This window comes from Stenotrophomonas sp. 05L413, assembly GCF_056397945.1.
This window is the reverse complement of sequence record NZ_JBFTOL010000004.1, coordinates 177,081-203,488: the sequence shown is the minus strand read 5'-3', so window position 1 is coordinate 203,488 and position 26,408 is coordinate 177,081. Positions and strand designations below refer to the sequence as shown.

Below are 26,408 nucleotides of genomic sequence, written 5' to 3'. Positions count from 1 at the left end.
ATGCAGACCTGGTACGGCATCGACATCGGCGGCACCAAGATCGAACTGGTCGCGTGCGACGCCGCGCTGGGGGTCCATCACCGCCAACGCGTGGCGACGCCGACCCGCGACTACGCCGCGTTCCTGCAGGCGATCGTCGATCTGGTCGAGGCGGCAGACGCCGCACTCGGCCTGCGCGGCCTGGGGGTCGGCATCGGCCTGCCCGGCGTGCGTGATCGCGTCAGCGGCCGCCAGCTCAGTGCCAACGTGCCCAGCCTGACCGGTCAGACGGTCGGTGCGGACCTGCAGGCACGCCTGCAGCGCCCGTTGGAGCTGGGCAATGACCTGCAGTGTTTCGCCTTGTCCGAAGCCCATGACGGCGCCGCCGCAGGCTACCCCAGTATGTTCGGGGCGATCCTCGGCACGGGGGCGGGCGGTGGCTTCTGCGTCGGCGGCCGGCTGATCGCCGGGCACAACGGCATCGCCGGCGAGTGGGGCCACTGGAGCCTGCCCGCCACGCTGCAGCAGCGCCACGACCTGCCGGTGCTGGACTGTGGCTGCGGCCTGCGCGGCTGCCTGGAGCGTTACGTGTCCGGCAGCGGCCTGGCGATGATCCATGAACGCCGCGGTGGCGACGCGCTGGATGCCGCCGAGGTGGTCGCACGCGCGCAGGCCGGCGATGCCATCGCGCAGCAGGCGCTGGTCATCCACCGCGATCTACTGGGCTACAGCTTCGCCAGCTTGATCCTCGCGCTGGACCCACACGTGATCGTGCTCGGCGGCGGGCTGTCCAAACTGGAGCAGCTGTACCGCGATCTGCCGGCCGCGATCGCGCCCTACCTGTTCGACGGCATACGCGTGCCGCCGATCCTGCCGCCCACCTTCGGCGATGCCGGCGGTGCGCGGGGCGCGGCCCTGCTCGCGCGCCAGCACCCTCCCTCCCCCTGAACACCGTTGTTACTGGAGTTGCCATGTCCGCCGTCCAATCGTTGATCGCCGCCCATCGCCAGGGCCACCCCGTCGGGCTGTACAGCGTGTGCTGCAGCAACGCGCAGGTGCTGCTGGCGGCGATGCAGGTCGCGCAGCGTTACGACACCCTGCTGCTGATCGAGGCAACCTCCAACCAGGTCGATCAGTTCGGCGGTTACACCGGCATGACCCCGCCGCAGTACCGCGACTACGTGCTGCAGCTGGCGCGCGATGCCGGCTTCCCGGCCGAGCGGCTGGTGCTCGGTGGCGACCACCTCGGTCCCAACGCCTGGCAGAAGGGCCCGGCAGCAACGGCGATGGCGAACGCGCGTGACCTGATCGCCGCCTATGTCGCCGCCGGTTTCCACAAGATCCACCTGGACTGCAGCATGTCCTGCGCCGATGACCCGACCCCGTTGCCGGACGCCATCGTCGCCGCACGCTCGGCCGAACTGGCGCGGATTGCCGAGCGCACGGCCGCCGAGCACGGGCTGCCGCCACCGGTCTACGTGATCGGCACCGAGGTACCGATTCCCGGCGGTGAAGCCTCGCTGGCCGGCGGCCTGCAGGTGACCACGCCGGCGGCCGCAGCGACCACGTTGGCAATTCACCGCGAGGCGTTCTCCGCCCCGGACCTGCTGCCGGCCTGGGAGCGCGTGATCGCGATGGTGGTGCAGCCCGGCGTGGATTTCGACCACAGCAGCGTGCACTACTACGACCCGGCCGCCGCCGCGGAGCTGTCGGCCTTCGTCGAGCAGCAGCCGGGCATCGTGTTCGAAGCACACTCCACCGATTACCAGACCGAAGCCGGCCTGCATGCACTGGTCCGTGATCACTTCGCGATCCTGAAAGTCGGCCCGGCGGCGACCTATGCGTTCCGCGAGGCGGTGTTCGCGCTGGCGATGATCGAGCGCGAACTGCTGCCCGCCGCGCAATGCTCGCATCTGATCGAGGTGCTGGACCGCTGCATGGTCGACAAGCCCGCCAGCTGGCGCAGCTACTACCAGGGCGACGAACACGAACTGCGCCTGCTGCGCGCGTACTCGCTCAGCGACCGCAGCCGCTATTACTGGGGCGAGCCGGCGGTACAGGCGGCGCTGGACACGCTGGTCGCCAATCTCACCGCGCACGCGCCGCCGCAGATGCTGCTCAGCCAGTTCATGCCCGAGCAGCTCAAGGCGATCGAGGCCGGTGAGCTGCAGCCGTCGCCGTTGGCGCTGATCCAGCACAAGGTGGCGCTGCGCCTGGCCGAGTATGCCCGGGCCTGCAATCGCAACCGCTCAGGGGCGGATAACGAAACCCGGCAGGCCAAGGAGCTTTCGGAACGGTAAGCTTCGGCTTTCCCTTTCGAACGGAATCGCCCCCATGCGAAACACACGGCAGCGCCGCCAGCAGATCCTCCAGACCCTGGTCGAGCACGGCAACGTGCAGGTCAGCGAGCTGGTGGCGCGCTTTGCGGTCTCGGCGGTCACCATCCGCGCCGACCTGACCCACATCGAATCGCAGGGGCTGGCCACGCGCACCCACGGGGGCGCGACGCTGGTGCGTACGCCGCCGCAGGAACAGGACATCCATGAAAAGGACGCCCTGAACCTGCCGATGAAGGACCGTATCGGTATCGAGGCGGCCAAGCTGGTCAAAGCCGGCGACAACATCATCATCGACTCCGGCTCGACCACGATGACCCTGGCGCGGCACCTGCGCGGGCATCGCGATGTCACGGTCATGACCAACGGACTCAACATCGCCTGGGAGCTGGCCAACGCGCCCGGGGTGGAGCTGCTGCTCACCGGCGGGCTGCTGCGCAAGCAGTCGCTCTCACTGCATGGCACCCAGGCCGAGGCGAGCCTCAACACCTACAGCTTCGACACGCTGTTCCTGGGCGTGGATGGCCTGGACCTGCAGTTCGGCCTCACCACCCACCATGAGGCCGAAGCCAGCCTCAATCACCGCATGGTCGAGCGCGCGCGCCGCATCGTGGTGCTGACCGACGCGTCCAAGTTCGGCCGGGTCAGCCTGCACCGCATCGCGCGGCTGGACCAGGTCCATACCATCATCACCGACGGCAGCATCGAGCCTGAGTACCTGGAAGGGCTGCAACGGCTGGGCGTCGAAGTGATCATTGCCGAGTCCCCGCCTTGACCGAGTCCCGCTCCCTGCACGGCCGCCTGCTCACCGACACCGGTTGGGTCCGCGGCGATCTCCATTTCGACCAGCGCATCACCGCCATCGATACCGCGCACGCCGATCCGCGGAATGACGACGAAGTCCCGCTGATCCTGCCCGGCTTCATCGACCTGCATGTGCATGGCGGTGCCGGCGTGGACATCATGCAGGGCGGGACGACTGCGCAGACGGTGGCACGCGCACATGCCCGGCACGGCACCACGGCGCTGCTGGGCACTACCATGACCGCGCAGGAAGACGACATCACCCGCGCGCTTGAGGGCCTGTCCACCGCGATCGCCACGCGCGCACCCGGCATGGCCCGCGTGCTCGGTGTGCACCTGGAAGGGCCGTTCATCAGTGCGCAGCGCCTGGGCGCCCAGCCACCGCTGGTGGTCGAGGCGACGCTGGCCGACGTGCAGCGCCTGCATGCGATCGCCCCGATCAAGGTGCTTACCCTTGCTCCGGAGATAGGCCAGCACCTGGCGCTGATTCCCGCGCTGAGCGCGCTCGGCATCCGCGTGCAGCTCGGCCACAGTGCCGGCAGCTACGAAGACGGCGTGGCTGCATTGAACGCCGGTGCGGCCGGCTTCACCCACCTGTTCAACGGCATGACCGGCGTGGATCACTACCAACCCGGCATCGCCACCGCCGCGCTCGCGCATGCGCAGTACGCTGAACTCATTCCCGATCTGCAGCACGTGCATCCCGGCGCGATACGCACCGCGCTGCGCGCGATCCCGCGCCTGTACTGCGTCACTGATGCGACTGCGGCGACTGGCATGCCCGATGGCGAATACGCGCTTGGCGTACAGCGCGTGCACAAATGCCTGGGCTGCGTGCGGCTGTCGAGCGGCTCGCTGGCCGGCAGTGCACTGACCATGGACCAGGCGCTGCGCAATCTGGTCTCGCTCGGCCTGGACATCGCCGATGCCTCCCACCGCCTGTCGCGCTACCCGGCCGACTACCTCGGCATCGACGACCGCGGCCGCATCGCGACCGGTGCCTGGGCAGACCTTGTGGTGCTCGATCACGACCTGCGCGTGCGCGGCGTGGTGGTGGAAGGCGATGACATCGCGCTCGACTGAGCGTTGACTCCCGCGCCGCCATGGCGCACGCACTTGCAGACAGGACCGGCACGATGAACGATGTTTCCGCAGCCATGCCCGTGCACGCAGGCGCCTCCGCGCCACGCTGGCCGGTACGCTATCTGTTGTTCATCGGCGGCATGGGGGGGCTGCTCTACGGCATCGACATCGGCATCATCGCCGGCGCCCTGCCCTATCTGGAGGCCACCGCCACCGCGAGCTGGCACCTGACCAGCCAGCAGTTGGGTTTCGTGGTGGCCGCGGTGCTGCTCGGCAGTGTGCTGTCTTCACTGTTCGCCGGGATGCTCGCCGACCTGATCGGCCGCCGTGGCGCGATGCTGCTGGCCGGCGTGCTGTTCACCGCCAGCATTCCGGTGATGGCCCTGTCCGATGGCTATGGCGCGCTGTTGATGGGGCGCCTGCTGCAGGGCATCAGTGGCGGGCTGATCGGCGTGGTGGTACCGCTGTATCTGGCCGAAGTGCTCAGCCCGGAACGACGTGGGCGTGGCGCGGCGATGTTCCAGCTGCTGCTGACCATCGGCCTGGTGCTGGCCGCGGTGATCGGGCTGTACCACGCGCATGCCGTGGATGCCGCGACCGCCGCCGTGCGCCATCTACCCGGTGCGGAGCAGCAGCGCCTGCTGTTCGACGTCAAGGACCATGCGTGGCGTACCATTTTCTGGAGCTGCCTGCTGCCCGGCCTGGTATTCACCGGCGGCGTGCTGCTGATCAGTGAATCCCCGCGCTGGCTGGTGCACCGTGGCCGCATCGACAAGGCGCGCCACGCCCTGCAGCGTACCGTCGCCGCGGGCGACGTGGAGCCGACCCTGCAGCGCATGCAGGCGCCGGACGAGCTCCAGATCGGCCGCAACGGCAAGCGCGACCCGCTGCTCAGCCGCCGCTACGTGTGGCCGTTCGTGCTGGCCTGCCTGGTGCTGGCCTTCACCCAGGCCACCGGCATCAACTCGGTGCTGGCCTACGCCGTCAACATCCTCAACCAGGCCGGCCTGCCCGGCTCGGTGGCCAACGGCGCCGATGTGGCGATCAAGCTGCTCAACGCGGTGATGACCGTGGTCGCGCTGGTACTGGTGGACCGCAAAGGCCGCAAGTTCCTGTTGATGCTGGGCAGTGGCGGCATCACGCTGTCGCTGCTGGCGGCTGCAGTGTTGTTCGTGCAGAGCGAGCGTGGGCGGCTGGACGTGCACGCCACGCTTCAGCAGCAGGTGAGCGGCACCACCCTGTCGCTGCCGCTGGATGCCGCGCAATGGCAGCGGCTGGATGGCAACGCCGGCGCCGCGCCGCAGCAGCTGACCGTGTCGTATGCCTACGGCGGCTTCAGCAACGTGCGCTCACTACGCAGCGACAACCCGATCGACGCCACGCTGCAGATCCGTCGCGAAGACGCGGTGTCGGCCGACAGCGTGATCGGCCGTTTCTTCCGCACGCTGCATCTCAACCCGTTCCCGGACCCGGCGCAGGCCGCCAACGCGCCGCTGGTGATCGAACGTGCGGTGATCGGCCCGGTGCCCTCGCCCACCCACGGCTGGCTGGTCGCCGGCTGCATTCTGCTGTTCGTCGCGTTCTTCGCGGTGGGCCCGGGCGTGTGCGTGTGGCTGGCGCTGTCCGAGCTGATGCCGACCCGCATCCGCTCCAACGGCATGAGCATCGCCCTGTTGATCAACCAGTTCGTCTCCACCGTGATCGCCGCGATCTTCCTGCCCACGGTCGGCCATCATGGTTACGCCAGCATGTTCTTCTTCTGGGCCGGCTGTACGTTGCTGTACTTCCTGATCGCCGCGTTCTGGCTGCCGGAGACCAAGGGCAAATCGCTGGAGCAGATCGAGGCGAATTTCCGCTGAACGGTCCGCAGCCCGACTTGGGGCTCAGGGAGCCTTGCCCGTGATCTCCGTATACAGCCGGTGCGCTTCTTCCGTGCTGTCCAGCCCGCTCACCTGCATGGTCTGGGCGAAGGGGCCGGCAATGACGGCGACATTGAGGACCTGATCGCCGACAGTAAACGCCACACGCTTGGCGACGCGCGCTTCGGTCGCCGCAAGGATGCGTGGTGCCGCGTCATCCGTGAAGCGCAGGATCAGGGTCCCGTGGCCGGTATGACCGTCGCTGCCCACGGCCACCGTGGCGATGTCGGCCGTGGTGATGAAGGCCGGCTCGATCAAGGGCAGCGCGTTGCCGTCGCGGTCCTTGAGCGTGGTGACGCCGGGGCGTTGGGCATCCTCGGCCACCTCCCGCATCTGGATGCGTGCGTTCGCCAACGGTGCGACGCCCGCCGGCGTCTCGGGCGCGGCGGGTGCAGGCGGCGCCTGGGTGCAGGCGCTGAGGCCGGACGCCAGCGCCATCGTGACGATCAAAAGGGTGCTGCGCATGCGTATCTCTGCATCAGGAAGGACACGAGTATCGCCGCTGCGCGTGCTCAGCGCAGGCGGCGGATGCGCCAGGCGACCACGATCTGCAGCACGCCGTAGAGCAGGCTGCCGATGCCGATCCACAGCGTGGTGACGGCAATGCCTGCAATCGGGTTGGCCACCATCATCGCGCCGAGCACGATCGCCAGCACGCCACTGAGGATCAGCAGCCACTCGCCCTGGATTTCCTTGCGCACCCGGATCGCGAACACGATGCGGTAGATACCGGCGACGATCAGCCAGGCGGCCAGCAACAGGATCAGCACACTGGCCGTGGCCAGCGGGTTGAGCACGGCCAGCACACCGAATACCACCGAGGCCAGCGCGTAGACCAGCAGCCACCCGCGCGGCACGCCACTGCGGCCGAACAGCGCGAACAGGCTGATCAGGCCTTCCACCAGCGCCATCACGCCGATCGCCCAGGCCAGTGCGGTGGCGGCCGAGAGCGGCCGTGCGATCGCGACCAGACCGAAGACCACGGCGACCACGCCGTACAGCATCAGCACCCACCAGCTGCGGCCGATCGCAGTGAGAAGCGGGGAGGTGCGCGGATCCGGCGGCAGGTTCATGGGACGTCCTTGCGAGGGTGATGACACCCCGATGGTACGTCCTCGCAGCGTGCAAGGCGCGGCAACGGCGCTCACGGCACGCGCGCACAGACCCAGACCTGCATCGGGCCGGCACCGGCGTACTGCAGCGCGCGCAGCGCGGCATCGGTGGTTGCCCCGGTGGTCATCACATCGTCGACGATGGTCAGCCCGGCCGGTGGATGGCCGCGTACCGCGAACGCATCGCGCAGGTTGCAGCGCCGGGCATCCGCGTCCAGGTTCGATTGCGCCGCGGTCTCGCGGGTCCGTTGCAGCCCGTTCCAGAGCGGGCAGCACAGCCCGCGCGCCAGCGGCTTGCTCAGCTCCAGCGCCTGGTTGTAGCCGCGCAGACGCAACCGGCGGCGGTGCAGTGGCATCGGCTGCAGCGGCCCGGCCAGAAAGGGCGGCACGCGCTGCAGCATCAGTTGTGACAGCAGCCGGCCGGCGGCCAGGTCCTGATGGAATTTGAACCGGATCAGCAACCGGTCGATCGGCGGCGCATACAGGAACGCGGCACTGGCCGCCGCCTGGCGGGGATACTCGTCCACGCACCGCTCGCAGTGGTCCCCCGCTGCATCACCGGGATCAGTCGCCGCCAACGGCAGGGCGCAGCGACGGCAGGCGCGGTCGTTCCACGGTAGCGCCTGATGACAAGCGCGGCACAGATCCATCCCGTCCGCGCCCGGGCACTCGCAGACCAGGCAGCGCAGCGGGAGGATCTGCCAGCCCAGCCAGCCCAAGGTGCCGTAAACTTTTGATAAGCCCATATGGTTGACAGATGAGGGCGGCCTCACCAGACTGCCGCCCTTTCGTTCCACTATCTGTCAGGACACTCCCATGGCTTCTGTCATCCGACACGACTGGCACCGCGAGGAACTGCTGGCGCTGTTCGCGCTGCCCTTCCCGGCGCTGCTGCACCGCGCGGCCAGCGTGCACCGCGAGCAGTTCGATCCAGCGGAAGTCCAGATTTCGACCCTGCTCTCGGTCAAGACCGGCGGCTGCCCGGAAGACTGCGCGTACTGCCCGCAGGCGCAGCGCTACAGCACCGGGGTGGACGCACAGAAGCTGATGGCCACCGACGATGTCGTCGCCAAGGCCCGCCAGGCCAAGGCCGCCGGCGCCTCCCGGTTCTGCATGGGTGCGGCCTGGCGCTCGCCCAAGGACCGCGATATCCCCAAGGTGGCGGCGATGATCCGCGAGGTGAAGGCACTCGGCCTGGAGACCTGCGCCACCTTGGGCATGCTCAGCGGCGCGCAGGCCACCGCCCTGCGCGAGGCCGGGCTGGACTACTACAACCACAACCTGGACACCGCGCCGGACTACTACGATTCGATCATCCACACGCGCCAGTACCAGGACCGCCTGGACACGCTGGCGCACGTGCGCGATGCCGGCCTGAAGACCTGCTGTGGTGGCATCGTCGGCATGGGCGAGACCCGCGAGCACCGCGCCGGCCTGCTGCTGGCGCTGGCCACCCTGCCCGCCCACCCGGATTCGGTGCCGATCAACCGCCTGGTACAGGTCGCCGGCACGCCGCTGCATGGCACCGCCGAGCTGGACCCCTTCGAGTTCGTGCGGATGATCGCGGTGGCCCGCATCGTGATGCCACGTGCAATGGTGCGGCTCTCGGCCGGACGCGAGGCGATGAGCGACGAGCTGCAGGCGCTGTGCTTCCTGGCCGGGGCCAACTCCATCTTCCATGGCGAAAAGCTGCTGACCACCGGCAACCCGGACACCGGGCGCGACCTGGCCCTGTTCGCGCGGCTGGGCCTGCGCCCGATGCCGGTCACGGTGGATGCCGACGGGCACGACCACCCGGGCACGGTGCACGCCGACATCACCGCCGGCGGCGGCTGCGGGCGGGCGGCCTGAGCCCCGAGCAGCGGGCCCGGCAACCGGGTACGCTAACGGCCCACCCGGACCCCCTGACGACAATGGCCCGTCCTGACCTGCACGACCGCATCCAGGCCCTGCGCAAGCTCCGCGACGCGCAGGGGCGCCTTCGCGTGCGCCGCGTGGTGAGCCGGCGCGATGGCGTGCGGCTGGACGTCGATGGCCAGTGGCTCACCGGTTTCTGCAGCAATGACTATCTGGGTCTGTCGCAGCAGTTCGGCGTGGTCAGCGCACTGCAGGATGCGGCCGCGCGCGAAGGCACCGGCGCCACCGGATCGCACCTGATCTGCGGCCACCACGTGCTGCATGAAGCGCTTGAACAGGAAATGGCCGATTGGCTCGGCTATCCGCGGGCGCTGCTGTTCGGCAGTGGCTTCGCGGCGAACCTCGCGGTGCAGCAGGCCCTGCTCAGCGAAGAAGACGATGTGTGCGTACAGGACCGCCTCAACCACGCCAGCCTGCTCGATGCATCGCGCCTGGCCGGTTGCCGCCTGCGCCGCTACCCGCATCTGGATACCGAAGGCGCGCTGCGTCAGCTCAAGCACGCGCCCAACGGCGCGGCGATGCTGGCCACCGACGGCGTGTTCAGCATGGACGGCGACATTGCCCCGCTGCGTTCCCTGTCGTTGGTGGCGCGCATGCAGGAAGCGCTGCTGTACGTCGATGACGCGCACGGCATCGGCGTGGTCGGCGAACACGGCCGCGGCTGCGTGGCCGATGCGGGCCTGGGCGTGAACGATGTGCCGCTGCAGCTGGCCACGCTCGGCAAGGCGCTCGGCGGCAGCGGCGCGGTCGTGCTCGGCGACGAGGCGATGATCCAGCACCTGGCCGAAACCGCGCGCCCCTACATCTACACCACCGCCGTGCCGCCGGCGCAGGCGGCCGCCGCCCTGGCCGCGGTGAAGCTGGCCCGCCGCGATGACTGGCGCCGCGAAAAGCTCACCGAACTGATTGGCATCTTCCGCACCGGCGCCCGCCAGCACGGCCTGGAACTGATGCCATCGGATACCCCGATCCAACCCCTGCTGTGCGGCGCCGAATCGACGGTGATGGGCATGTCGGCCGCGCTGGAAGCCGCCGGTTTCCTGGTCAGCGCGATCCGTCCGCCCACCGTACCGGAGGGCAAGGCGCGCCTGCGGGTGACCCTGTCCGCCCTGCACACACCTGCCGAGGTGCGCGCACTGGTCGATGCGATCGCGCACGCCCGCGACACTGTGGTGCAGCCGCCATCGCTGACTGCCGTGACCGCGTGACAGCGCTGGGTTGAGCATGCAGATCGATGTCATCGGCCAGGGCCCCGCGCTGGTCCTCATCCACGGCTGGGCCCTGCACGGCGGCGTGTTCGCACCGTTGGTGGACCGCCTGTCGGCGCACTTCCAGCTGCACCTGGTGGATCTGCCCGGCCACGGCGCCAGCCGCGCTGACACCACGCCGCTGCGCCTGCCGTACGTGGTCAATGCCATCGCCGCCGCCACGCCGCCGGCGGTCTGGTGCGGCTGGTCGCTAGGGGGTCTGTTCGCGCTGCATGCTGCCGCGACCCTGCCCCAGGTGCGTGCGCTGGCGATGATCGCCGCCACGCCGCGTTTCGTGCGCGGCGACGACTGGCCGCATGCGGTGGAGCCGGCGGTGTTCGAACAGTTCGGTCAGGACCTCGCGCAGGATTATCGCGGCACGCTGGAGCGCTTCCTCGCGCTGGATGCGATGGGCTCCGAACACGCCCGGCAGGAACTGCGCACGCTGCGCGGGATGCTCGTCGCGCGCGGTGAGCCCACCCCACGCGCATTGCAGGAAGGCCTGCGCCTGCTGGAGAACACCGATCTGCGCGGCGCCCTGGCCCAGCTGGGCAAGCCCAGCCTGTGGCTGGCCGGCCAGCGCGACCGGCTGGTCTCGGCGCGCGCCATGCAGGCTGCCGCCGCGCTGGCGCCGGGCGCGCAGGCGCATGTGATCGCCCAGGGCGGGCATGCCCCTTTCCTCGGCCATACCGACGAGGTGGCCGCGCAGCTGCAACACTTTGTTGCCGCGCTGCCTTGACCTGTTCCGGCCGCGCATCGCCGATCATGTACGCCTGCCTTTCTCCACAGGACTGACCCCATGGATCTTGGAATCGCCGGCCGTTGGGCCCTGGTCTGCGCCGCCAGCAAAGGCCTCGGGCTGGGCTGTGCACGCGCACTCGCCCGCGAGGGCGTCAACGTGGTCATCGCCGCGCGCGGTGAAGCGGCCCTGGAACGCGCCGTGCTCGAACTGCAGGGCCTGCCGGGCGCACGCAGGGTGATCGGCGTGGTTGCCGACATCACCACGCCGGAAGGCCGTACCGCCGCGCTGGCCGCCTGCCCGCAGGTCGACATCCTGGTCAACAACGCGGGGGGCCCGCCGGCGGGCGATTTCCGCCAGTTCACCCGCGGGGACTGGATTGCCGCACTGGATGCCAACATGCTGGCCCCGATCGAGCTGATCCGCACCACGGTGGATGGCATGATCGAGCGTGGTTTCGGCCGCGTGGTCAACATCACCTCCTCCTCGGTGAAGGCCCCCATCGACATCCTCGGGCTGTCCAACGGCGCGCGCTCCGGCCTGACCGGGTTCGTGGCCGGGCTGGCACGCAAGACCGTCGCCCACAACGTCACCCTCAACAATCTGCTGCCGGGCCAGTTCGATACCGATCGCCTGCGCGGCAACTTCGCGTACCTGGCGCAGCAGCAGGGCATCGATGCCGGCCAGCTTGCCGAGCGCAAACGCACGCATATTCCCGCCGGCCGCTTCGGCACCGCCGATGAGTTCGGTGCCGCCTGCGCCTTCCTGTGCAGCGCACAGGCCGGCTACATCACCGGGCAGAACCTGCTGATCGATGGCGGCGCCTACCCGGGCACCTTCTGAGTCCACCGCACCACCGTTTTGAGCCGTGAGTACCCCATGACGTCCAGCTTCGATCCCCATCACGTCCGCCGCGCCTTCTCGCGCGCCGCCAGCAGTTACGACGCCGCCGCGGCACTGCAGCGCGAGGTGGAAAAGCGCCTGCTCGAATCGCTGGATTACCTGGAAAACCGCCAGCCGCAGGTGGTGCTCGATGTCGGCAGCGGCACCGGCCATGCCAGCGCTGTAATGAAGAAGCGCTGGCCGAAGGCCCAGGTGATCGCGCTGGATCTGGCCCAGCCGATGCTGCGCGAGGCGAAGAAGCAGGCGGGCTGGTGGAAGCCGTTCTCGCGCGTGTGCGGCGATGCGCAGGCGCTGCCGGTGCTGGACCAGAGCGTGGATGTGATCTTCAGCAACCTGTGCCTGCAGTGGGTGGAGGATCTGCCGGCGGTGTTCGCCGGGTTCCGCCGCGCGCTCAAGCCCGGGGGCCTGCTGCTGGTCTCCACGTTCGGGCCGGAGACCCTGATCGAACTGCGCGATGCGTTCGCCGCCGCCGACGAGGTGCCGCATGTCAGCCGTTTCGCACCGATCGCACAGTTCGGCGATGCGCTGATGATGTCCGGCTTCCGCGATCCGGTGCTGGACCGCGACCTGTTCACCCTGACCTACGACGACCTGACCGCACTGATGCGCGAGCTGCAGGCGATCGGCGCCACCAACGCGCGCCAGGACCGCCGCCACACCCTGACCGGGCGCGGGCGCTTCGATGCCGCGCGGGCCGCCTACGAGCCGCTGCGGCGCGAAGACGGCACGCTGCCCAGCAGCTGGGAAGTGATCTACGCACACGCCTGGGCGCCGGAAGGCGGCGCGCCGATCCGCGAGCGCGGGCGCGATGTTGCCACGGTGCCGGTCTCGGCGATTCCGATCCGCCGCAAAACGCCCTGAGCCGACCGCACTGATCGCGTAGAGCCGACCACGGGTCGGCGCTACGACGGGAACAGATCGCGATGGAAGAAGTAGATTTCCTGCGCCAGGAACCGCCAGCTGGTGTGGAAGCTGCGGAAGCGCGTGCTCGGCGTGGACGAGGCCAGCGCATCGATGCCCAGCTCGCGGCACAGGCGCAGCGCGCGGGCCATGTGCAGCGGGTCGCTGACGATGATCACGCGGTGCAGCTTGCGCTGATCCATCAAGCGCCGCGCCTCGATCAGGTTCTGCCGCGTGGTGCGTGAGGCGGTCTCGATCAGGATCGCATCGTCGGGCACGCCCTGCTTGAGCGCATAGCGGCGCGCCACCTGCGATTCGGAAAAGCGCGCGCCGGTGCCGCCGTAGCCACCGGTGAAGATCAGCAGCGGCGCATAGCCCTGCTGGTACAGGTCCAACCCGTGCCGGATGCGCTCTTCGAACACCGGCGACGGCTTGGCGTCATAGGCCGCCGCGCCGAGCACGATGATCGCATCGGCTTTCTGCGCCTGGTCGCGCTCGCCGATCCAGACGATCCACGCGGTGACCCCGAGCAGCCACACCGCCAGCACGATGCACAGCCGCCAGAGCCACCCGAACACACCCACCCGCGTGCGCCGGCTCATGCCGCACCCCACGGCAGGGCATCCAGATCGACATTGCCACCGGACAGCACCACGCCGACCCGTTTGCCGGCAAAGCGCGCCGGTTCGGCGAGGATCGCCGCCAGGGCGATGGCCGAGGACGGTTCCACCACCTGCTTGAGCACCTGCCAGATCTGCCGCATTGCGGCGACGGTGGCCTCATCGGCGACGGTGATGACCTGCGCCGCGCCCTGCAGCAGGGCGAAGTTGGGCGCGCCGAGCGTCCCGCGCAGGCCATCGCAGACGGTGTCGGGGGTGAAGTCGATGCGGCGCTCGCCAGCCGCCAGCGAGCGTGCGGTATCGGCCGCGCCCAGCGGTTCGGCCAGAACCAGCCCGGTTGCCGGGGCGACCGCCTGCAGCGCCAGCCGCGTGCCCGAGGCCAGGCCGCCGCCGCCCACCGGCACCACCATCATGTCCAGGCCCTCGCTGGCGTGCAGCAGCTCCAGCGCCGCCGTGCCCTGGCCGGCGATCACCTGCGGGTCGGTATACGGATGCACCAGGGTCGCCCCGGTTTCGGCCTGGACCTGGGCGCACATCGCTTCGCGCGCGGCGATCGAGGCATCGCAGCGCCACAGCGTCGCCCCGTGACGGCCGATGTTGGCCAGCTTGGCGGCCACCGCGCCCTCGGGCACGACCACGTGGCAGGCGATGCCGCGGGTGCGCGCAGCCAGCGCCAACGCCGCGCCATGGTTGCCGGAGGAGTGGGTGACCACCCCGCGCCGGGCCTGCGCCTCCTCCAGCGCCCAGACGGCATTGCAGGCACCGCGGAACTTGAACGCCCCGCTGCGCTGCAGATGCTCGGCCTTGAAGAACACAGTGGCGCCGGTCATCGCATCCAGCGTGCGCGAGCGCAGTACCGGCGTCACGCAGGCGTGCACGGCAATGCGCGCCGCCGCCGCCAGCACGTCGTCAACACAGGGCAAGGGTGAATCGCTCATGACGCAAGATTAACGTATGCCCCATGCCCACACCCGTCCGGATGAACGTGTCAGCATGGCAACCATTCATTCGGATCGGGCTGAGTTAAGGGCCGATTCAATGCCCTGGGCTGAAGCTGGCCCTACAGCCCTTTGGGGGGACCCCATCATGAAAATGCGCCTTGTTCTTGCCGGTGGCCTGTTATTGGCCCTGTCCGGCTGCGCGACGTACGACTATGTCGGCGGTGGCGGCGGCAATGGCTACTACCACGGCGCACCCTCGGTCGAGTATCGCTACCCGGCCGGCTATCCCTACGGCTACGGCAGCGGCTATTACGGCGGCGGTGGCTATTACGGCTACGGCGGGTATGGCGGTGGTTACGGCTATCCGGTGTATCGCCCGTACCCGAACTATCGCCCGCCGCACAATCATCGGCCGCCGCCGCGCCCCGGCAACGGCAACGGCAACCCCACCCGTCCGCCGGATCGCCCGCGTCCGAACAACGGCGGCTCGCCGTGGCGGAACATGGATTCGGTGGGTGGCCCGCGCCGCCCGCAGCAGCAGCAACAGCAGCGCCCATCCCCACCGCCCCAGGCACGCCCGGCCCAGGCCCCGCGTCCCTCTGCGCCGAGGATGAACGGTTCCCCGTGGCGGAATCTCAACAATGCGAACCAACGCACAGTTGAGCCGTGAGATGGCTTGATTTTCACGCGCCCGGCAGTTCACTCTAGTCGGGCAGTGACAGTGACGGTCACAAAGTGCCAAAAGCGACAAGTGACGTCACATTCGGCTCTATGTCGATATCCGCCAGGAACATCTGGATCCCCCCTGTTCCGGCCCTGTCGGATGTCGGCACCTACAACGCAGAAGGCCCCGCCAATGGCGGGGCCTTTTGTATCTGGCGCCCAGCCAGCCGCCGCGCGCCGGCAAAAAAACAGGGCCGGCAGTCCCCCGACTACCGGCCCCTCTGCTTCCCCACGATGCGCTTGGACCGGCCCCTGTTCCAATTCCGGTCCGTTACGCACAAGGCGCATGCCATCCTGGGTGCTATTGGGTTATCTGCAGAAAACGTGCCAACTTGAGGGTGGATTTCATCGCCCCCGACGAATGGCGCTAAAATCGCCACCCGCGCCCTGCCTCCAGGGCTGACCCTGGGCCGCCCGGCCCCGTCCCGAGTTCCTCCCGCCAATGACTGACTCCTTCTATCGCTACGACGTCATCGTCATCGGCGGCGGCCACGCCGGCACCGAAGCGGCGCTGGCGGCCGCGCGCAGTGGCGCGCGCACCCTGCTGTTGACCCACAACGTGGAAACCATCGGCGCGATGAGCTGCAACCCGGCCATCGGCGGGATCGGCAAGGGCCATCTGGTCAAGGAGATCGATGCCCTGGGCGGCGCGATGGCGCATGCCGCCGACCGCGCCGGCATCCAGTGGCGCACGCTCAATGCCTCCAAGGGCCCGGCCGTGCGCGCCACGCGCTGCCAGGCCGACCGCAATCTCTACCGGATGGCGATCCGCCAGATCGTCGAAGCCCAGCCCAACCTGACCGTCTTCCAGGCGGCGGTGGATGACCTGATCATCGAAGGCGATGCCGTGCGCGGTGCGATCACCCAGACCGGCCTGCGCTTCAGCGCGGCCGCCGTGGTGCTGACCGCCGGCACCTTCCTGGCCGGCAAGATCCACGTGGGTGAGACCCAGTACGCCGCCGGCCGCATGGGCGACCCGCCGGCGACCACGCTGGCCGCGCGCCTGCGCGAGCGTCCGTTCGTGATCGACCGCCTCAAGACCGGCACCCCGCCGCGTATCGATGGCCGCTCGCTGGACTACAGCCTCATGGAGGAACAGCCCGGCGACGATCCGCGCCCGGTGATGTCCTTCCTCGGCAGCGTGGCCGAGCACCCGGCGCAGGTCAGCTGCTGGATCACCCACACCAGCGAGCGCACCCACGAGATCATCCGCAATGCGCTGCACCGCTCGCCGCTGTACAGCGGCCAGATCGAAGGCATCGGCCCGCGTTACTGCCCCTCCATCGAGGACAAGGTGGTGCGCTTCGCCGAAAAGGCCAGCCACCAGATCTTCGTCGAGCCTGAAGGGCTGGACGTGGTCGAGATCTATCCCAACGGCATCTCCACCTCGCTGCCCTTCGATGTGCAGCTGGAGCTGGTGCGCAGCATGCGCGGCTTCGAGAACGCGCACATCACCCGCCCCGGCTACGCGATCGAATACGACTTCTTCGATCCGCGCGGGCTGAAGAACACGCTGGAGACCAAGACCGTCAGCGGCCTGTTCTTTGCGGGCCAGATCAACGGCACCACCGGCTATGAAGAAGCCGCCGCGCAGGGCCTGCTGGCCGGGCTCAATGCCGCGCGCTACACCCGCGACGATGCCGGCTGGTGCCCGCGCCGCGACGAGGCGTACCTGGGCGTGCTGGTCGACGATCTGATCACCCACGGCACCAACGAGCCGTATCGCATGTTCACCAGCCGCGCCGAGTACCGGCTGCAGCTGCGCGAGGACAACGCCGATGTGCGCCTGACCGGCCTGGGCCGCGAGCTGGGCCTGGTCGACGACCGCCGCTGGGCGGCCTTCCAGACCAAGCAGGACGCCGTGACGCAGGAAACCGCACGGCTGCGTGCACTGTGGGCCACGCCGGGCAACGCGCTGGGCCGCGAGGTGGAAGCTGCGCTGGGGGTGGCGGTCAGCCGCGAAACCAACGTGCTGGATCTGATCAAGCGCCCGGAACTGGACTACGCCACGCTCATGCAGGTGCCGTCGCTCGGCCCGGCCGTGGCCGATGCGAAGGTCGCCGAGCAGGTTGAAATCGGGGTGAAGTACGCCGGCTACCTGGACCGCCAGCGCGACGAGATCGAGCGCCAGCAGCGTCACGAGAACACCGCGATCGCGGCCGATTTCGATTACGCCGGCGTACGCGGTCTCTCGGCGGAAGTGCAACAGAAGCTCGAGCGCGTGCGGCCGCAGACCCTCGGCCAGGCCCAGCGCATCCCCGGGATGACCCCGGCGGCGATCTCGCTGCTGCTGGTGCACCTGGAGCGCGCGCGCCGTACCCGCGCCGCGTAACACGGCACCGACCGCCGGTAGAGCCGACCGGTGGTGTACGGACCATCGGCAGGCGGCGGGCGCACCCGCGCTATCATCGGGGGCCGGGACAACGCTGCAGGCGGCGTCCCAGCCCTGCGTTGCCGGAGTTTGCGCATGTCCCCGATCCGCCCCTTCCTCGACACACTGCCGATGCTCGGCGAGCGCGTCTACATCGATCCGGCGTGCACGATCATCGGCGATGTGGTGCTGGGCGATGACGTCTCGGTGTGGCCGGGCACGGTGATCCGCGGCGATGTGAACCACGTGCGGATCGGAGCGCGCAGCAACATCCAGGACGGCACCATCATCCACGTCAGCCACCACAGCCCGTTCAACAAGGGCGGCTACCCGACGATCATCGGTGAGGGCGTCACGGTCGGCCACGGCACCATCATCCATGCCTGCACGATCGGCGATTACTGCCTGATCGGCATGGGCGCCTGCATCCTGGATGGCGCGCAGGTAAGCACGCACGGCTTCCTCGGCGCCGGCGCGGTGCTTGGCCCGGGCAAGGTGGTCGGCGAAGGCGAGCTGTGGCTGGGCAACCCGGCACGGCTGGCGCGCACGCTCAGCGACAAGGAGATCGAGTCGCTGCATTACTCGGCCGATCACTACGTGCGCCTGAAGGACCAGTACCGGGGTTGATTGCGGCCACCCCGCTGGGCATCGGGATCCGTGCGCGGTAAAGTCCTCAGCCGACCAGGAAGCAGTCGAGAACCGCATGCCCCCGCTGGCAGACCGGAGAGGAATCCGGCGTCCCCTGTGGCCTTCCGTACGATCCACCGTGATGCGCCGCCGATGAGCGCGCCCATGCTGGATACCTACCGGGAGGTCATCACCCCCGAAGGCGTGCCTCTGCACCTGCCCGTGGCCGGGCCGTTGCCGCGTGCGCTGGCCTGGGCCATCGACTTCGTGATCCGCATTGGCGCGTTGATGATGCTGAGCATTCCGCTGGCGTTCCTCGGCGGGTTCGGCCAAGGGCTCTACCTGGGCCTGATGTTCCTGCTGATGTGGGCCTACACCATCGTCCAGGAAGCCTGCTGGGGCCGCACGCTGGGCAAGCGCGCGATGGGCCTGCGCGTGGTGGCGGGCGATGGCGGCCCCATCGGCTGGATGAGCGCGATCACCCGCAACCTGCTGCGCACCGTGGACATGCTGCCGTTCGGCTATGCGCTGGGACTGCTGTCGAGTCTGTTCGATACCCATGGCCGCCGTCTCGGTGACCTGGTCGCGGGAACCGTGGTGATCCACCAGGGCGCAGCGCCGCTGGGGGGTACCCTACCGGTCGGCAGCGTGCTGGCCCCGCCGCAGCCCCTGCAGCCGGCCGAACAGGCCGCCGTGGTCGCCTTCGCCGAGCGCGCGCCGCGGCTGTCGGTGCCGCGCCAGCAGGAACTGGCCGACATCGCCTCGCCGCTGACCGGGAGCCACGGCCAGGTCGGCGTGCTGCGCCTGTATGCGATGGCCAACTGGCTGCTGGGACGGCGATGAGACAGGAGCAGTTCGTCGCCCGCTACCAGGCCGAGTGGCAGGCGCTGGAACACTGGCTGGCCCAGCGCGGTGAGCGCCCGCGGCAGGCGCGCCGGCAGCCGGCCCACGAGGGCCTGGACGATGGCGATTTCCCGCAGCGCTACCGCCGCCTGTGCCAACAGCTCGCGCTGGCGCGCCGACGCGGTTACAGCCCGCAGTTGGTCGCACGCCTGCAGCAGTTGATGCAGCAGGGCCACACGTCGCTCTATCGCACGCCACGTCCGCAGTGGCAGCGCGCACTCGCCTTCCTGTTCGCCGATTTCCCGCAGCTGGTGCGCAGCCAGGCGCGCAGCATGTGGGTGGCCGCCGCATTGTTCGTGGTGCCGCTGGTGGGCAGCTTCGCGCTGATCCTGTGGCGCCCCGAACTGATCCATCTGCTGATGGACAACGCGCGCATCGCCGAATTCGAACGCATGTACGACCCGGCCTCACCGAACCTGGGCCGCGACAGCGGCACCAACTGGACGATGTTCGGCTACTACATCATGAACAACATCAGCATCGGCCTGCGCACGTTCGCCTTCGGGCTGATTGCCGGCGTCGGCACCGTGTTGGTGATGCTGTTCAACGGCGTCGGCATCGGATCGGTCGCCGGCCATCTGCAGCACGTCGGCCACGGCGATCCGTTCTGGCGCTTCGTGGCCGGTCATGGTGCCTTCGAGCTGACGGCGATCGTGATCGCCGGCGGCGCTGGATTGCAGCTGGGCATGAAACTGCTCGCGCCCGGCCGCCGGCGGCGCATCGATGCGCTGGTCGAGGGCGGCGTGATCGGGGCCAGGCTGTGCGTGGGGGTCGCGGCGATGTTGCTGATCGCCGCCTTCATCGAAGCGTTCTGGTCCTCGATCGCCGCGGTTCCGGCGTGGGGCAAATACAGCGTGGCGGCCGTGCTGTGGACCACCGTGTTCGTGTGGTTGTGGCGCGGCGGACGCGGAGCGGCCGATGCAGATTGATCGCCTCAACGTCGTGCTGCGCGCACGCTCGGGCTGGGAAGCCATGGAGCTGGGCATGGCGCTGGTGCGCCGGCATGCCGCGGCGATCTGGGCGCCCTGGGTCATCGTGTCGCTGCCGGTATTCGTGCTGCTCAACGCGCTGGCCTGGTGGACCCACAGTTTCGGCTGGGCCTGGTTGGCGATGTGGTGGCTCAAGCCGTTGTTCGAGCGCATCGCGTTGTATGTGATCTCGCGCGGGGTGTTCGGCGATGCGTCCACCACCCCGCAGACATTGCGCGCGCAGCGCACGTGGGGCTGGGAGGGCTTCTGGGGCTATCTCGGCTGGCGGCGCCTGAGCCCGCTGCGTTCGGTGCTGCTGCCGGTCAATCTGCTGGAAGGCGCGGATCCGGCACATCGTCGCCAACGTCGGCGCGCCATCGCCGGGGGTGCGATGGGCCATGCCGTCCTGCTGACGCTGGTGTGCATGGTCTTCGAGATCGTGCTGGTGGTCGGCGGCATCGCCGCGGTGTTCCTGTTCATTCCGGTGGACCTGCTGTCCGAGTCCTGGCGCGCGGCGTGGGAGCTGGCCAAGCAGGACATGCCGGCCTGGATGCAGCTGGGCGTGAACCTGCTGTTCTGGTTGGCCGCCACGCTGATCGGGCCGTTCTATGTCGGTGCCGGCTTCGGCCTGTACCTGGACCGGCGCACGCAGATGGAAGCATGGGATGTGGAGATCGCCTTCCGGCGCCTGCATGCACGGTTGCAGCGCGCTGCGCCGCTGCTGGTCCTGGCCCTCGTGCTGGTCTGGCCAGGCGCGGCACTGCACGCCCAACAGGCGCCGACGCAGTCGAACACCAAGGGTGCGTTGCCGGTGCCGGCCGAGGACGCTCCGTCACCTGCGCAAGACGCCGATGCGGCTTCGGACGCCGACGGTAGCGAAGACGATGACGCCGATGACCCGCCGCGTACGTACGACAACGATCCGGACAACACGCCCCCGGTCATCTTTGGCGCTGAAGCGGTGGATACGGCTGGCTTCCGACAAGCCGTGCAGCGCGCGTATGAAGACCCGCTGCAGAGCCCGACCCGCGAGGTCACCGAGTGGACGCGCATCGAAAGCGATGCAACCGAAGCGGAGAAGGCAAAACGTGAGGCTGCGGCCAAGGCCACTGGCCAACGCGGCAGCAAAGGGCCGCTGTTGCCGGCCCGGATCGCCGAATGGACGCTGTGGGCGGTGGTCGGGGTCCTGGTGTTGCTGCTGCTGGCCACCGCACCGCGCTGGCTGCCGTGGCTGCGCGGCTCCGGCCAGCGCCGTCGTGCGAAGGCCGCAGCGGTCATCGAAGAACCAATCCGGATACCGGACGTCGTGCCGCCCGATCCGGCGTCGCGTGCGCGTGCCCTGTGGCAGGAAGGACGCCCCCGCCAGGCGCTGGCGCTGCTGTACCGCGCCAGTGTGGAATCGATGAGCGAGCGCGCCGGGATCACGCTTCCGCCGGGTGCCACCGAAGCGCAGTGCCTGCGTGCCTCGCGTCGGATGCCGGTCGAGGCCGACCGCAGCCTGTTCGCGCGCATCGTGCGGATCTGGCAGTACGCGGCGTATGCCGGCCGATTGCCCAGCGATGAAGACTTCAATGCGCTGGCCACGATTCTGCAGGCCCAGTTCGGGTGGCGCGCGTGAGCGTCCGTCTGCGCTGGCTGCTGATCGTCCTGGGCCTGCTGGTGATCGGCGTGCCGCTGGCGATCCTGTTCCTGCGCACCCACGAGCGGGTGACGCACACAGAGCACCTGCCGCCACAGGGCGAAGCCAGCTACAACCCGCTGTACGTACTCGGCCAGGCGCTGCGTGCGGACGGGCTGACCGTGCAGTCGCGGCCACGCCTGGACCTGACCCGGATGCCGCTGGAACCGGGCGATACCGTGGTGCTGCTGCAGGACAGCGCGGAAGTGCCCGCACCTGCCGTAGCAACGCTGATGGCCTGGGTGGAGCGTGGTGGGCACCTGATCGTGCGCACGCCACCGGTGGGCAAGGACGCCGCCCGCAATGGCCCGCTGCTGGACGCGCTCGGCGTGGACAGCGCGGGCTACGGGAGCTATTGCCAGCAGTTCCACGTGCGCGATGACCCGCAGCATGTGGAGTTCTGCACCGGCCGTCGCTTCGCGGTGGAGCCAGCCGCGGGCATGGCGGTCGAGCGCGAGTGGGGCACCGCGGCCGACCTGGTCTTCGCCCGCCTGCGCCACGGCCGGGGGCACATCGATGTGTTGGCCGACATGGCCTTCATGCAGGGCAAGGGCCGGCCCAACCCGGCCGCCCCGCCGAACGCCGCCAACGCCCTCGTTGATGGGCTGCACGACAAGGCCCACCGCGACCTGACCCGCTACGTGCTGGCGCCCAACTATGGCAAGGGCACGATGTGGCTGGTCTACGCCTCGCGCCCGCCGTCGTTGTGGAACCGCGTGTTCTACCTCGGCTGGCCGGTGTGGGCGCCGTTGCTGCTGGCGCTGCTCGGCTGGCTCTGGCAGCGCGCGCAGCGCCTGGGCAGTGAGCTGCCCTCGCCTGCCGCGGAACGCCGCTCGCTGCTCGAACACATCCGCGCCAGCGGCGAACACCTGCTGCGCTTCGGCAAGGCACCGCTGTTGTATGACGCGGTCCGCCGCGCGTTCCTGGCGCGTCTGCGGCGGCGTTCGCCGAGTGCGGCCGCACTGACCGGCGAGGCCCGGGTGCAGGCCGTCGCCAGCCTGCTGCAGTGGTCGAACGAGCGCGTGCAGACCGCCTTGACTCCACCCGCTTCCCACGACGTCGCCGGCCTGCGCGACCGCATCCGCCTGCTGATCCAGATGAGAAACCTGCTATGACCGAGCCGACGCTTCCGCCGCCGCTGTCCCCTCCCGCCGTGACGCCGTCGCCATCGCCGTCGCCGTTGTCCGAGCGCGTCGATGCCGTGCGCGAGGCCGTGGGCCGCGCCTTCATCGGCCAGCCCGAGGTGCTGGACCAGATCCTGATCGCGCTGCTGGCCGGCGGCCACGTGCTGATCGAAGGTGTGCCCGGGCTGGGCAAGACCCTGCTGGTGCGCGCGCTCGCCCAGGCGCTGGAGCTGGATTACGGCCGTGTGCAGTTCACCCCGGACCTGATGCCCAGCGATGTCAGCGGCCATGCGGTGTATGACCCGAAGACCGAGAGCTTCAAGATCCGTCGCGGCCCGGTGTTCACCAACCTGCTGCTCGCCGATGAAATCAACCGCGCCCCGGCCAAGACCCAGTCGGCACTGCTGGAAGTGATGCAGGAAGGCCAGGTCACCATCGAAGGCAAGGCGTTCGCGCTGACCCCGCCGTTCCTGACCCTGGCCACGCAGAACCCGGTCGAACAGGAAGGTACCTACCCGCTGCCCGAAGCGCAGCTGGACCGTTTCCTGCTGAAGGTGCTGATCGACTACCCGACGCTGGACGATGAGAAGCGCATGGTCGATGCGATCACCACCGGCCGCAGCGCCGCCGATTTCGATCTGTCGCAGGTGCCACGCGTGCTGAACGCGGCCGAGGTGGTCGCGTTGCAGCAGGCGACCGCTGCAATCACGGTCGACCCGGAAGTGATCGACTACGCGGTACGGATCGTCGCCGCCACGCGGCAATGGCCGGGTATCGCGCTGGGTGCCGGCCCGCGCGGGAGCATCGCGCTGGTGCGTGCGGCGCGTGCGCAGGCGGTGCTGTCCGGCCGTGATTTCGTCACCCCCGATGACGTGCGCGACATCGCCAGGCCGGCGCTGCGCCATCGCATTGCGCTCGCGCCGGAACTGCAGATCGAAGGACAGAGCGCCGACGACGCGCTGACCGCGCTGCTGGCCAAGGTGGACGCACCGCGCAAATGAGTGGGCGCGTCCTCCATCGCGAGCGACCGGCATGAGGCCGGGCGCACTGCTGCTGGCATTGCTGGCCGGCTGGGGCCTGCTCGGCGTGCCGGTGGTGATCGGCGCATGGCCGCACGCGGTCTGGTGGGCGATCGGTGGTGGCGTGGCGCTGATCGCGCTGGTGGACCTGCTGCGCCTGCGTCGCCAACCCTCGCCGAGTGTGCACCGCGAGCTGCCGGAGTCGCTGGCACTGAATGTCGAGCGTGAGGCGACGCTGCGGCTGGAATCGAGCCGGCACCAGCGCGTGGAGGTATTCGATCTGGTGCCCGGCGGCTGGAGCCTGCAGGGCCTGCCACGGTCACTGGCGCTCAAACCGTTGGTCACCAGCAGCGTGGCGTACCGACTGACCCCGACCGCGCGTGGCCGTTTCGTGTTCGAGGGGGTGCACCTGCGCATGCACAGTGCGTGGCGGCTGTGGCATCAACGGCGGCAGCTGCCGCCGGCGATGACGGTGCGCGTCTACCCCAACTTCGCCCCGCTGACGCGCTTCGCCTTGTTCAGTGCCGAACAGGCCTCGCGCCTGGTCGGCGCGCACCTCAAGCGCCGCCGCGGCGAAGGCACCGATTTCCACCAGATGCGCGAGTACCGCGTCGGCGACAGCCTGCGCCAGGTCGACTGGAAGGCGACCGCCCGCGCGCGCAAGCTGATCTCCCGCGAATACCAGGACGAGAAAAACCAGCAGCTGGTGCTGATGATCGACACCGGCCGGCGCATGATGGCCAGCGAAGGCGGGCTGTCGCACTTCGATCATGTGCTCAATGCGGCGCTGGTGGTGTCCTACCTCGCGCTGCGCCAAGGCGACGGCGTGGGCCTGTTCGCGGCCGGGGGCGACAGCCGCTGGGTCGCGCCGAAACGTGGCATGGGCACCATCGATACCCTGCTGCGCGCCAGCTACGATCTGCAGGCGCAGCCGGTCGCCACCGATTACCTCGCCGCAGCCACCGAGCTTTCACTGCGTCAGCGCCGTCGCTCGCTGGTGATGCTGGTCACCAACGTGCGCGATGAGGACATTGAAGATCTGCTCGCGGCCGTGCGCCTGCTGCAGCGCCAGCATCTAGTCTGCGTGGCCAGCCTGCGCGAGCGCGCGCTGGACGATGCGCTGGCCCAGCCGGTGGAGAGCCTGCAGGACGCTGCCCAGGCCGGTGCGATCGCACGTTACCTGCAGCAGCGCAGCGACGCACATGACGCGCTGCGCAGCCACCGGGTGATGGTGCTGGATGTCACCGCCGAGGCCCTGCCTGGCGCGCTGGTGGAACGCTACCTGGCGGTCAAGCGGGATGGGTTGTTGTAACGATCAGAGATAGATGCGCGTCGGCGCTTCATCGATGATCGCGTGCGGTACGAAGCGGGCGCTGTCGCGGGTGATCCGGCTGTTGTCTTCGCGGATACCCATGCCACAGGCCTGGTCGCCCACGATCCAGCTGCCGATCAGCGGATAACCGCCATCGAACGCGGTGAGCGGATGCGCGGCCTGGCGGATCGCCGGGCCGGTGTACGGGCCTTCGCTTTCCTGCCAGCTGCCATCGGCCAGGTGCATCGCCACGTTCGCGCCCTCGCGCGAGAACAACGGCTTGCGGACCCAGCCGCGCGGCAGCTCGCTGCCATCGTCGAACTCGGCGGCGAGCAGGTTCGGGTGGCCGCGGTGACGCTGCCACAGCAGCGGCAGCACGCCCTTGTTGCTGAGGATCGCCTTCCATGCCGGTTCCAGCAGCTGCACGCCCGAAGCGGGCAGCGCCTGGCCGAACGACTCGGTCATCAGGTCTTCGAGCGGATACAGCTTGAACAGGCTGCCGATCACGGTGTCGTCGAGCGCGGTGAAGCGCCCGTCCTCGGACAGGCCGATATCCTCGATCGCGATCGCGTCGCCACGCAGGCCGGCCTGGGCCGCACAGTCGCGCAGGTAGGCGACCGTGCCCTGGTCTTCCTCCGACGCACCGACAGCACTGAAATACAGCGGCGGCGGCAGCTGCGCGGCCAGTTCGCCGAAGCGTTCGACCAGCGCCTCATGGATCGCGTTGAACTGATCGGCATGCGGTGGCAGCCGGTTCTGGTTGCGCTGGTCCTCCAGCCACTGCCACTGGAAGAACGACGCTTCGAACAGCGAGGTGGGCGTGTCGTAATTCAGCTCGTAGAGCTTGGCCGGGCCGGTGCCGTCGTAGGCGAAATCCAGCCGCCCATACAGGTGCGGCTCGCGGCGGCGCCAGCTGTCAGCGATCCAGTCGCGGAACAGCGGCGGGATCGCCAGCTGGTCCATCAACTGCTGGCTGCCCACCACCTCGTCCACCAGGTCCATCGCCATCGCATGCAGCTCGGCACTGGGGTCTTCGATGTCCTGTTCGATCTGGCGCAGGGTGAAGGCGTAGTACGCGGTTTCATCCCAGTACGGCAGGCCATCGATGGTGTGGAAACGGAAACCCGACTCTTCGGCCCGAGCGCGCCATTGGCTGCGCTCGGCGATACGCACGCGCTGCATC

At 69.1% G+C, this 26,408-nt stretch carries 25 protein-coding genes; 19 read left to right on the top strand and 6 right to left on the bottom strand.

The window, feature by feature from the left end; genetic code table 11:
* From AC1DIQ_RS10195 to AC1DIQ_RS10175, 5 genes are read left to right on the top strand one after another with little or no spacing between them, the layout of a single operon-like run.
* Positions 1-927 (top strand): ROK family protein, encoded by a 927-nt coding sequence (locus AC1DIQ_RS10195; RefSeq protein WP_478049969.1) that lies wholly within the window; start codon positions 1-3, stop codon positions 925-927.
* A 23-nt stretch (positions 928-950) separates the two neighbouring features.
* Complete coding sequence (locus tag AC1DIQ_RS10190) at positions 951-2,279, top strand: D-tagatose-bisphosphate aldolase, class II, non-catalytic subunit (RefSeq protein WP_152150841.1); 1,329 nt, start codon at positions 951-953, stop codon at positions 2,277-2,279.
* Between the two features lie 34 nt (positions 2,280-2,313).
* Positions 2,314-3,090, top strand: coding sequence for a DeoR family transcriptional regulator (locus tag AC1DIQ_RS10185; RefSeq protein WP_121040731.1), 777 nt, complete (start codon positions 2,314-2,316; stop codon positions 3,088-3,090).
* Complete coding sequence (gene nagA / locus AC1DIQ_RS10180) at positions 3,087-4,202, top strand: N-acetylglucosamine-6-phosphate deacetylase (protein ID WP_259262033.1); 1,116 nt, start codon at positions 3,087-3,089, stop codon at positions 4,200-4,202. The genes AC1DIQ_RS10185 and nagA overlap by 4 nt, the downstream gene beginning before the upstream one ends.
* Before the next feature lie 53 nt (positions 4,203-4,255).
* Entirely contained in the window at positions 4,256-6,061 is a 1,806-nt protein-coding gene (locus AC1DIQ_RS10175; RefSeq protein ID WP_478049968.1) for an MFS transporter, read from the top strand.
* A gap of 24 nt (positions 6,062-6,085) precedes the next feature.
* Here AC1DIQ_RS10175 and AC1DIQ_RS10170 read toward each other — a convergent pair whose 3' ends face one another.
* The 3 genes from AC1DIQ_RS10170 to AC1DIQ_RS10160 form a co-directional block, all read right to left on the bottom strand.
* A complete protein-coding gene (locus AC1DIQ_RS10170) occupies positions 6,086-6,586 on the bottom strand; it encodes a SecDF P1 head subdomain-containing protein (RefSeq protein WP_478049967.1) in 501 nt (166 codons plus the stop codon).
* A 47-nt stretch (positions 6,587-6,633) separates the two neighbouring features.
* Positions 6,634-7,194, bottom strand: a complete 561-nt coding sequence (locus AC1DIQ_RS10165) for an HdeD family acid-resistance protein (protein ID WP_121040739.1) — start codon at positions 7,192-7,194, stop codon at positions 6,634-6,636.
* A 71-nt stretch (positions 7,195-7,265) separates the two neighbouring features.
* Positions 7,266-7,979 (bottom strand): double zinc ribbon domain-containing protein, encoded by a 714-nt coding sequence (locus AC1DIQ_RS10160; protein ID WP_478049966.1) that lies wholly within the window; start codon positions 7,977-7,979, stop codon positions 7,266-7,268.
* 70 nt (positions 7,980-8,049) lie between these two features.
* Between AC1DIQ_RS10160 and bioB the strand changes: the two genes are divergently transcribed.
* The 5 genes from bioB (at position 8,050) to bioC (ending at position 12,900) form a co-directional block, all read left to right on the top strand.
* Positions 8,050-9,084 (top strand): biotin synthase BioB, encoded by a 1,035-nt coding sequence (gene bioB, locus AC1DIQ_RS10155; RefSeq protein WP_121040743.1) that lies wholly within the window; start codon positions 8,050-8,052, stop codon positions 9,082-9,084.
* Between the two features lie 62 nt (positions 9,085-9,146).
* Complete coding sequence (gene bioF, locus AC1DIQ_RS10150) at positions 9,147-10,358, top strand: 8-amino-7-oxononanoate synthase (protein ID WP_478049965.1); 1,212 nt, start codon at positions 9,147-9,149, stop codon at positions 10,356-10,358.
* A 16-nt stretch (positions 10,359-10,374) separates the two neighbouring features.
* The gene (bioH, locus tag AC1DIQ_RS10145) at positions 10,375-11,136 is read left to right on the top strand and encodes a pimeloyl-ACP methyl ester esterase BioH (RefSeq protein WP_282257907.1); all 762 of its coding nucleotides are present in this window, start codon (positions 10,375-10,377) and stop codon (positions 11,134-11,136) included.
* Positions 11,137-11,196: 60 nt separating this feature from the next.
* Positions 11,197-11,979: an SDR family oxidoreductase gene (locus tag AC1DIQ_RS10140; protein ID WP_121040749.1), complete on the top strand. Its 783-nt coding sequence runs from the start codon at positions 11,197-11,199 to the stop codon at positions 11,977-11,979.
* Positions 11,980-12,015: 36 nt separating this feature from the next.
* Entirely contained in the window at positions 12,016-12,900 is an 885-nt protein-coding gene (gene bioC, locus AC1DIQ_RS10135; RefSeq protein WP_478049964.1) for a malonyl-ACP O-methyltransferase BioC, read from the top strand.
* Positions 12,901-12,941: 41 nt separating this feature from the next.
* Here bioC and AC1DIQ_RS10130 read toward each other — a convergent pair whose 3' ends face one another.
* Both AC1DIQ_RS10130 and AC1DIQ_RS10125 read right to left on the bottom strand, forming a co-directional pair.
* Positions 12,942-13,553, bottom strand: a complete 612-nt coding sequence (locus tag AC1DIQ_RS10130; RefSeq protein WP_183073725.1) for a YdcF family protein — start codon at positions 13,551-13,553, stop codon at positions 12,942-12,944.
* Complete coding sequence (locus AC1DIQ_RS10125; RefSeq protein WP_121040755.1) at positions 13,538-14,497, bottom strand: pyridoxal-phosphate dependent enzyme; 960 nt, start codon at positions 14,495-14,497, stop codon at positions 13,538-13,540. Before AC1DIQ_RS10125 ends, AC1DIQ_RS10130 begins: the two co-directional genes overlap by 16 nt.
* 148 nt (positions 14,498-14,645) lie before the next feature.
* On the opposite strand from AC1DIQ_RS10125, the gene AC1DIQ_RS10120 reads away from it, so the two are divergent.
* The 9 genes from AC1DIQ_RS10120 (at position 14,646) to AC1DIQ_RS10080 (ending at position 25,225) form a co-directional block, all read left to right on the top strand.
* Positions 14,646-15,170, top strand: a complete 525-nt coding sequence (locus tag AC1DIQ_RS10120) for a hypothetical protein (RefSeq protein WP_121040757.1) — start codon at positions 14,646-14,648, stop codon at positions 15,168-15,170.
* A gap of 495 nt (positions 15,171-15,665) precedes the next feature.
* Positions 15,666-17,555, top strand: a complete 1,890-nt coding sequence (mnmG, locus tag AC1DIQ_RS10115; RefSeq protein WP_152152173.1) for a tRNA uridine-5-carboxymethylaminomethyl(34) synthesis enzyme MnmG — start codon at positions 15,666-15,668, stop codon at positions 17,553-17,555.
* A gap of 135 nt (positions 17,556-17,690) precedes the next feature.
* Positions 17,691-18,221 carry a gamma carbonic anhydrase family protein gene (locus AC1DIQ_RS10110; protein WP_121040764.1) on the top strand — a complete coding sequence of 177 codons (531 nt, stop codon included), beginning with the start codon at positions 17,691-17,693 and terminating at the stop codon, positions 18,219-18,221.
* A 153-nt stretch (positions 18,222-18,374) separates the two neighbouring features.
* Entirely contained in the window at positions 18,375-19,064 is a 690-nt protein-coding gene (locus tag AC1DIQ_RS10105; RefSeq protein WP_478049963.1) for an RDD family protein, read from the top strand.
* Positions 19,061-20,053: a stage II sporulation protein M gene (locus tag AC1DIQ_RS10100; RefSeq protein WP_478049962.1), complete on the top strand. Its 993-nt coding sequence runs from the start codon at positions 19,061-19,063 to the stop codon at positions 20,051-20,053. The genes AC1DIQ_RS10105 and AC1DIQ_RS10100 overlap by 4 nt, the downstream gene beginning before the upstream one ends.
* Positions 20,043-21,710, top strand: coding sequence for a DUF4129 domain-containing protein (locus AC1DIQ_RS10095; RefSeq protein ID WP_478049961.1), 1,668 nt, complete (start codon positions 20,043-20,045; stop codon positions 21,708-21,710). The genes AC1DIQ_RS10100 and AC1DIQ_RS10095 overlap by 11 nt, the downstream gene beginning before the upstream one ends.
* On the top strand, positions 21,707-22,885 hold the full coding sequence (locus tag AC1DIQ_RS10090) for a DUF4350 domain-containing protein (protein ID WP_121041326.1): 1,179 nt from the start codon (positions 21,707-21,709) through the stop codon (positions 22,883-22,885). The genes AC1DIQ_RS10095 and AC1DIQ_RS10090 overlap by 4 nt, the downstream gene beginning before the upstream one ends.
* Positions 22,882-23,895 carry an AAA family ATPase gene (locus AC1DIQ_RS10085; RefSeq protein WP_121040770.1) on the top strand — a complete coding sequence of 338 codons (1,014 nt, stop codon included), beginning with the start codon at positions 22,882-22,884 and terminating at the stop codon, positions 23,893-23,895. Before AC1DIQ_RS10090 ends, AC1DIQ_RS10085 begins: the two co-directional genes overlap by 4 nt.
* Positions 23,896-23,926: 31 nt before the next feature.
* Positions 23,927-25,225 (top strand): DUF58 domain-containing protein, encoded by a 1,299-nt coding sequence (locus tag AC1DIQ_RS10080; RefSeq protein ID WP_461769663.1) that lies wholly within the window; start codon positions 23,927-23,929, stop codon positions 25,223-25,225.
* Positions 25,226-25,228: 3 nt separating this feature from the next.
* On the opposite strand, the gene AC1DIQ_RS10075 is transcribed toward AC1DIQ_RS10080, so the two are convergent.
* Positions 25,229-26,407, bottom strand: coding sequence for a glutathionylspermidine synthase family protein (locus AC1DIQ_RS10075; RefSeq protein ID WP_121040774.1), 1,179 nt, complete (start codon positions 26,405-26,407; stop codon positions 25,229-25,231).
* Between the last annotated feature and the right edge of the window lies 1 nt (position 26,408).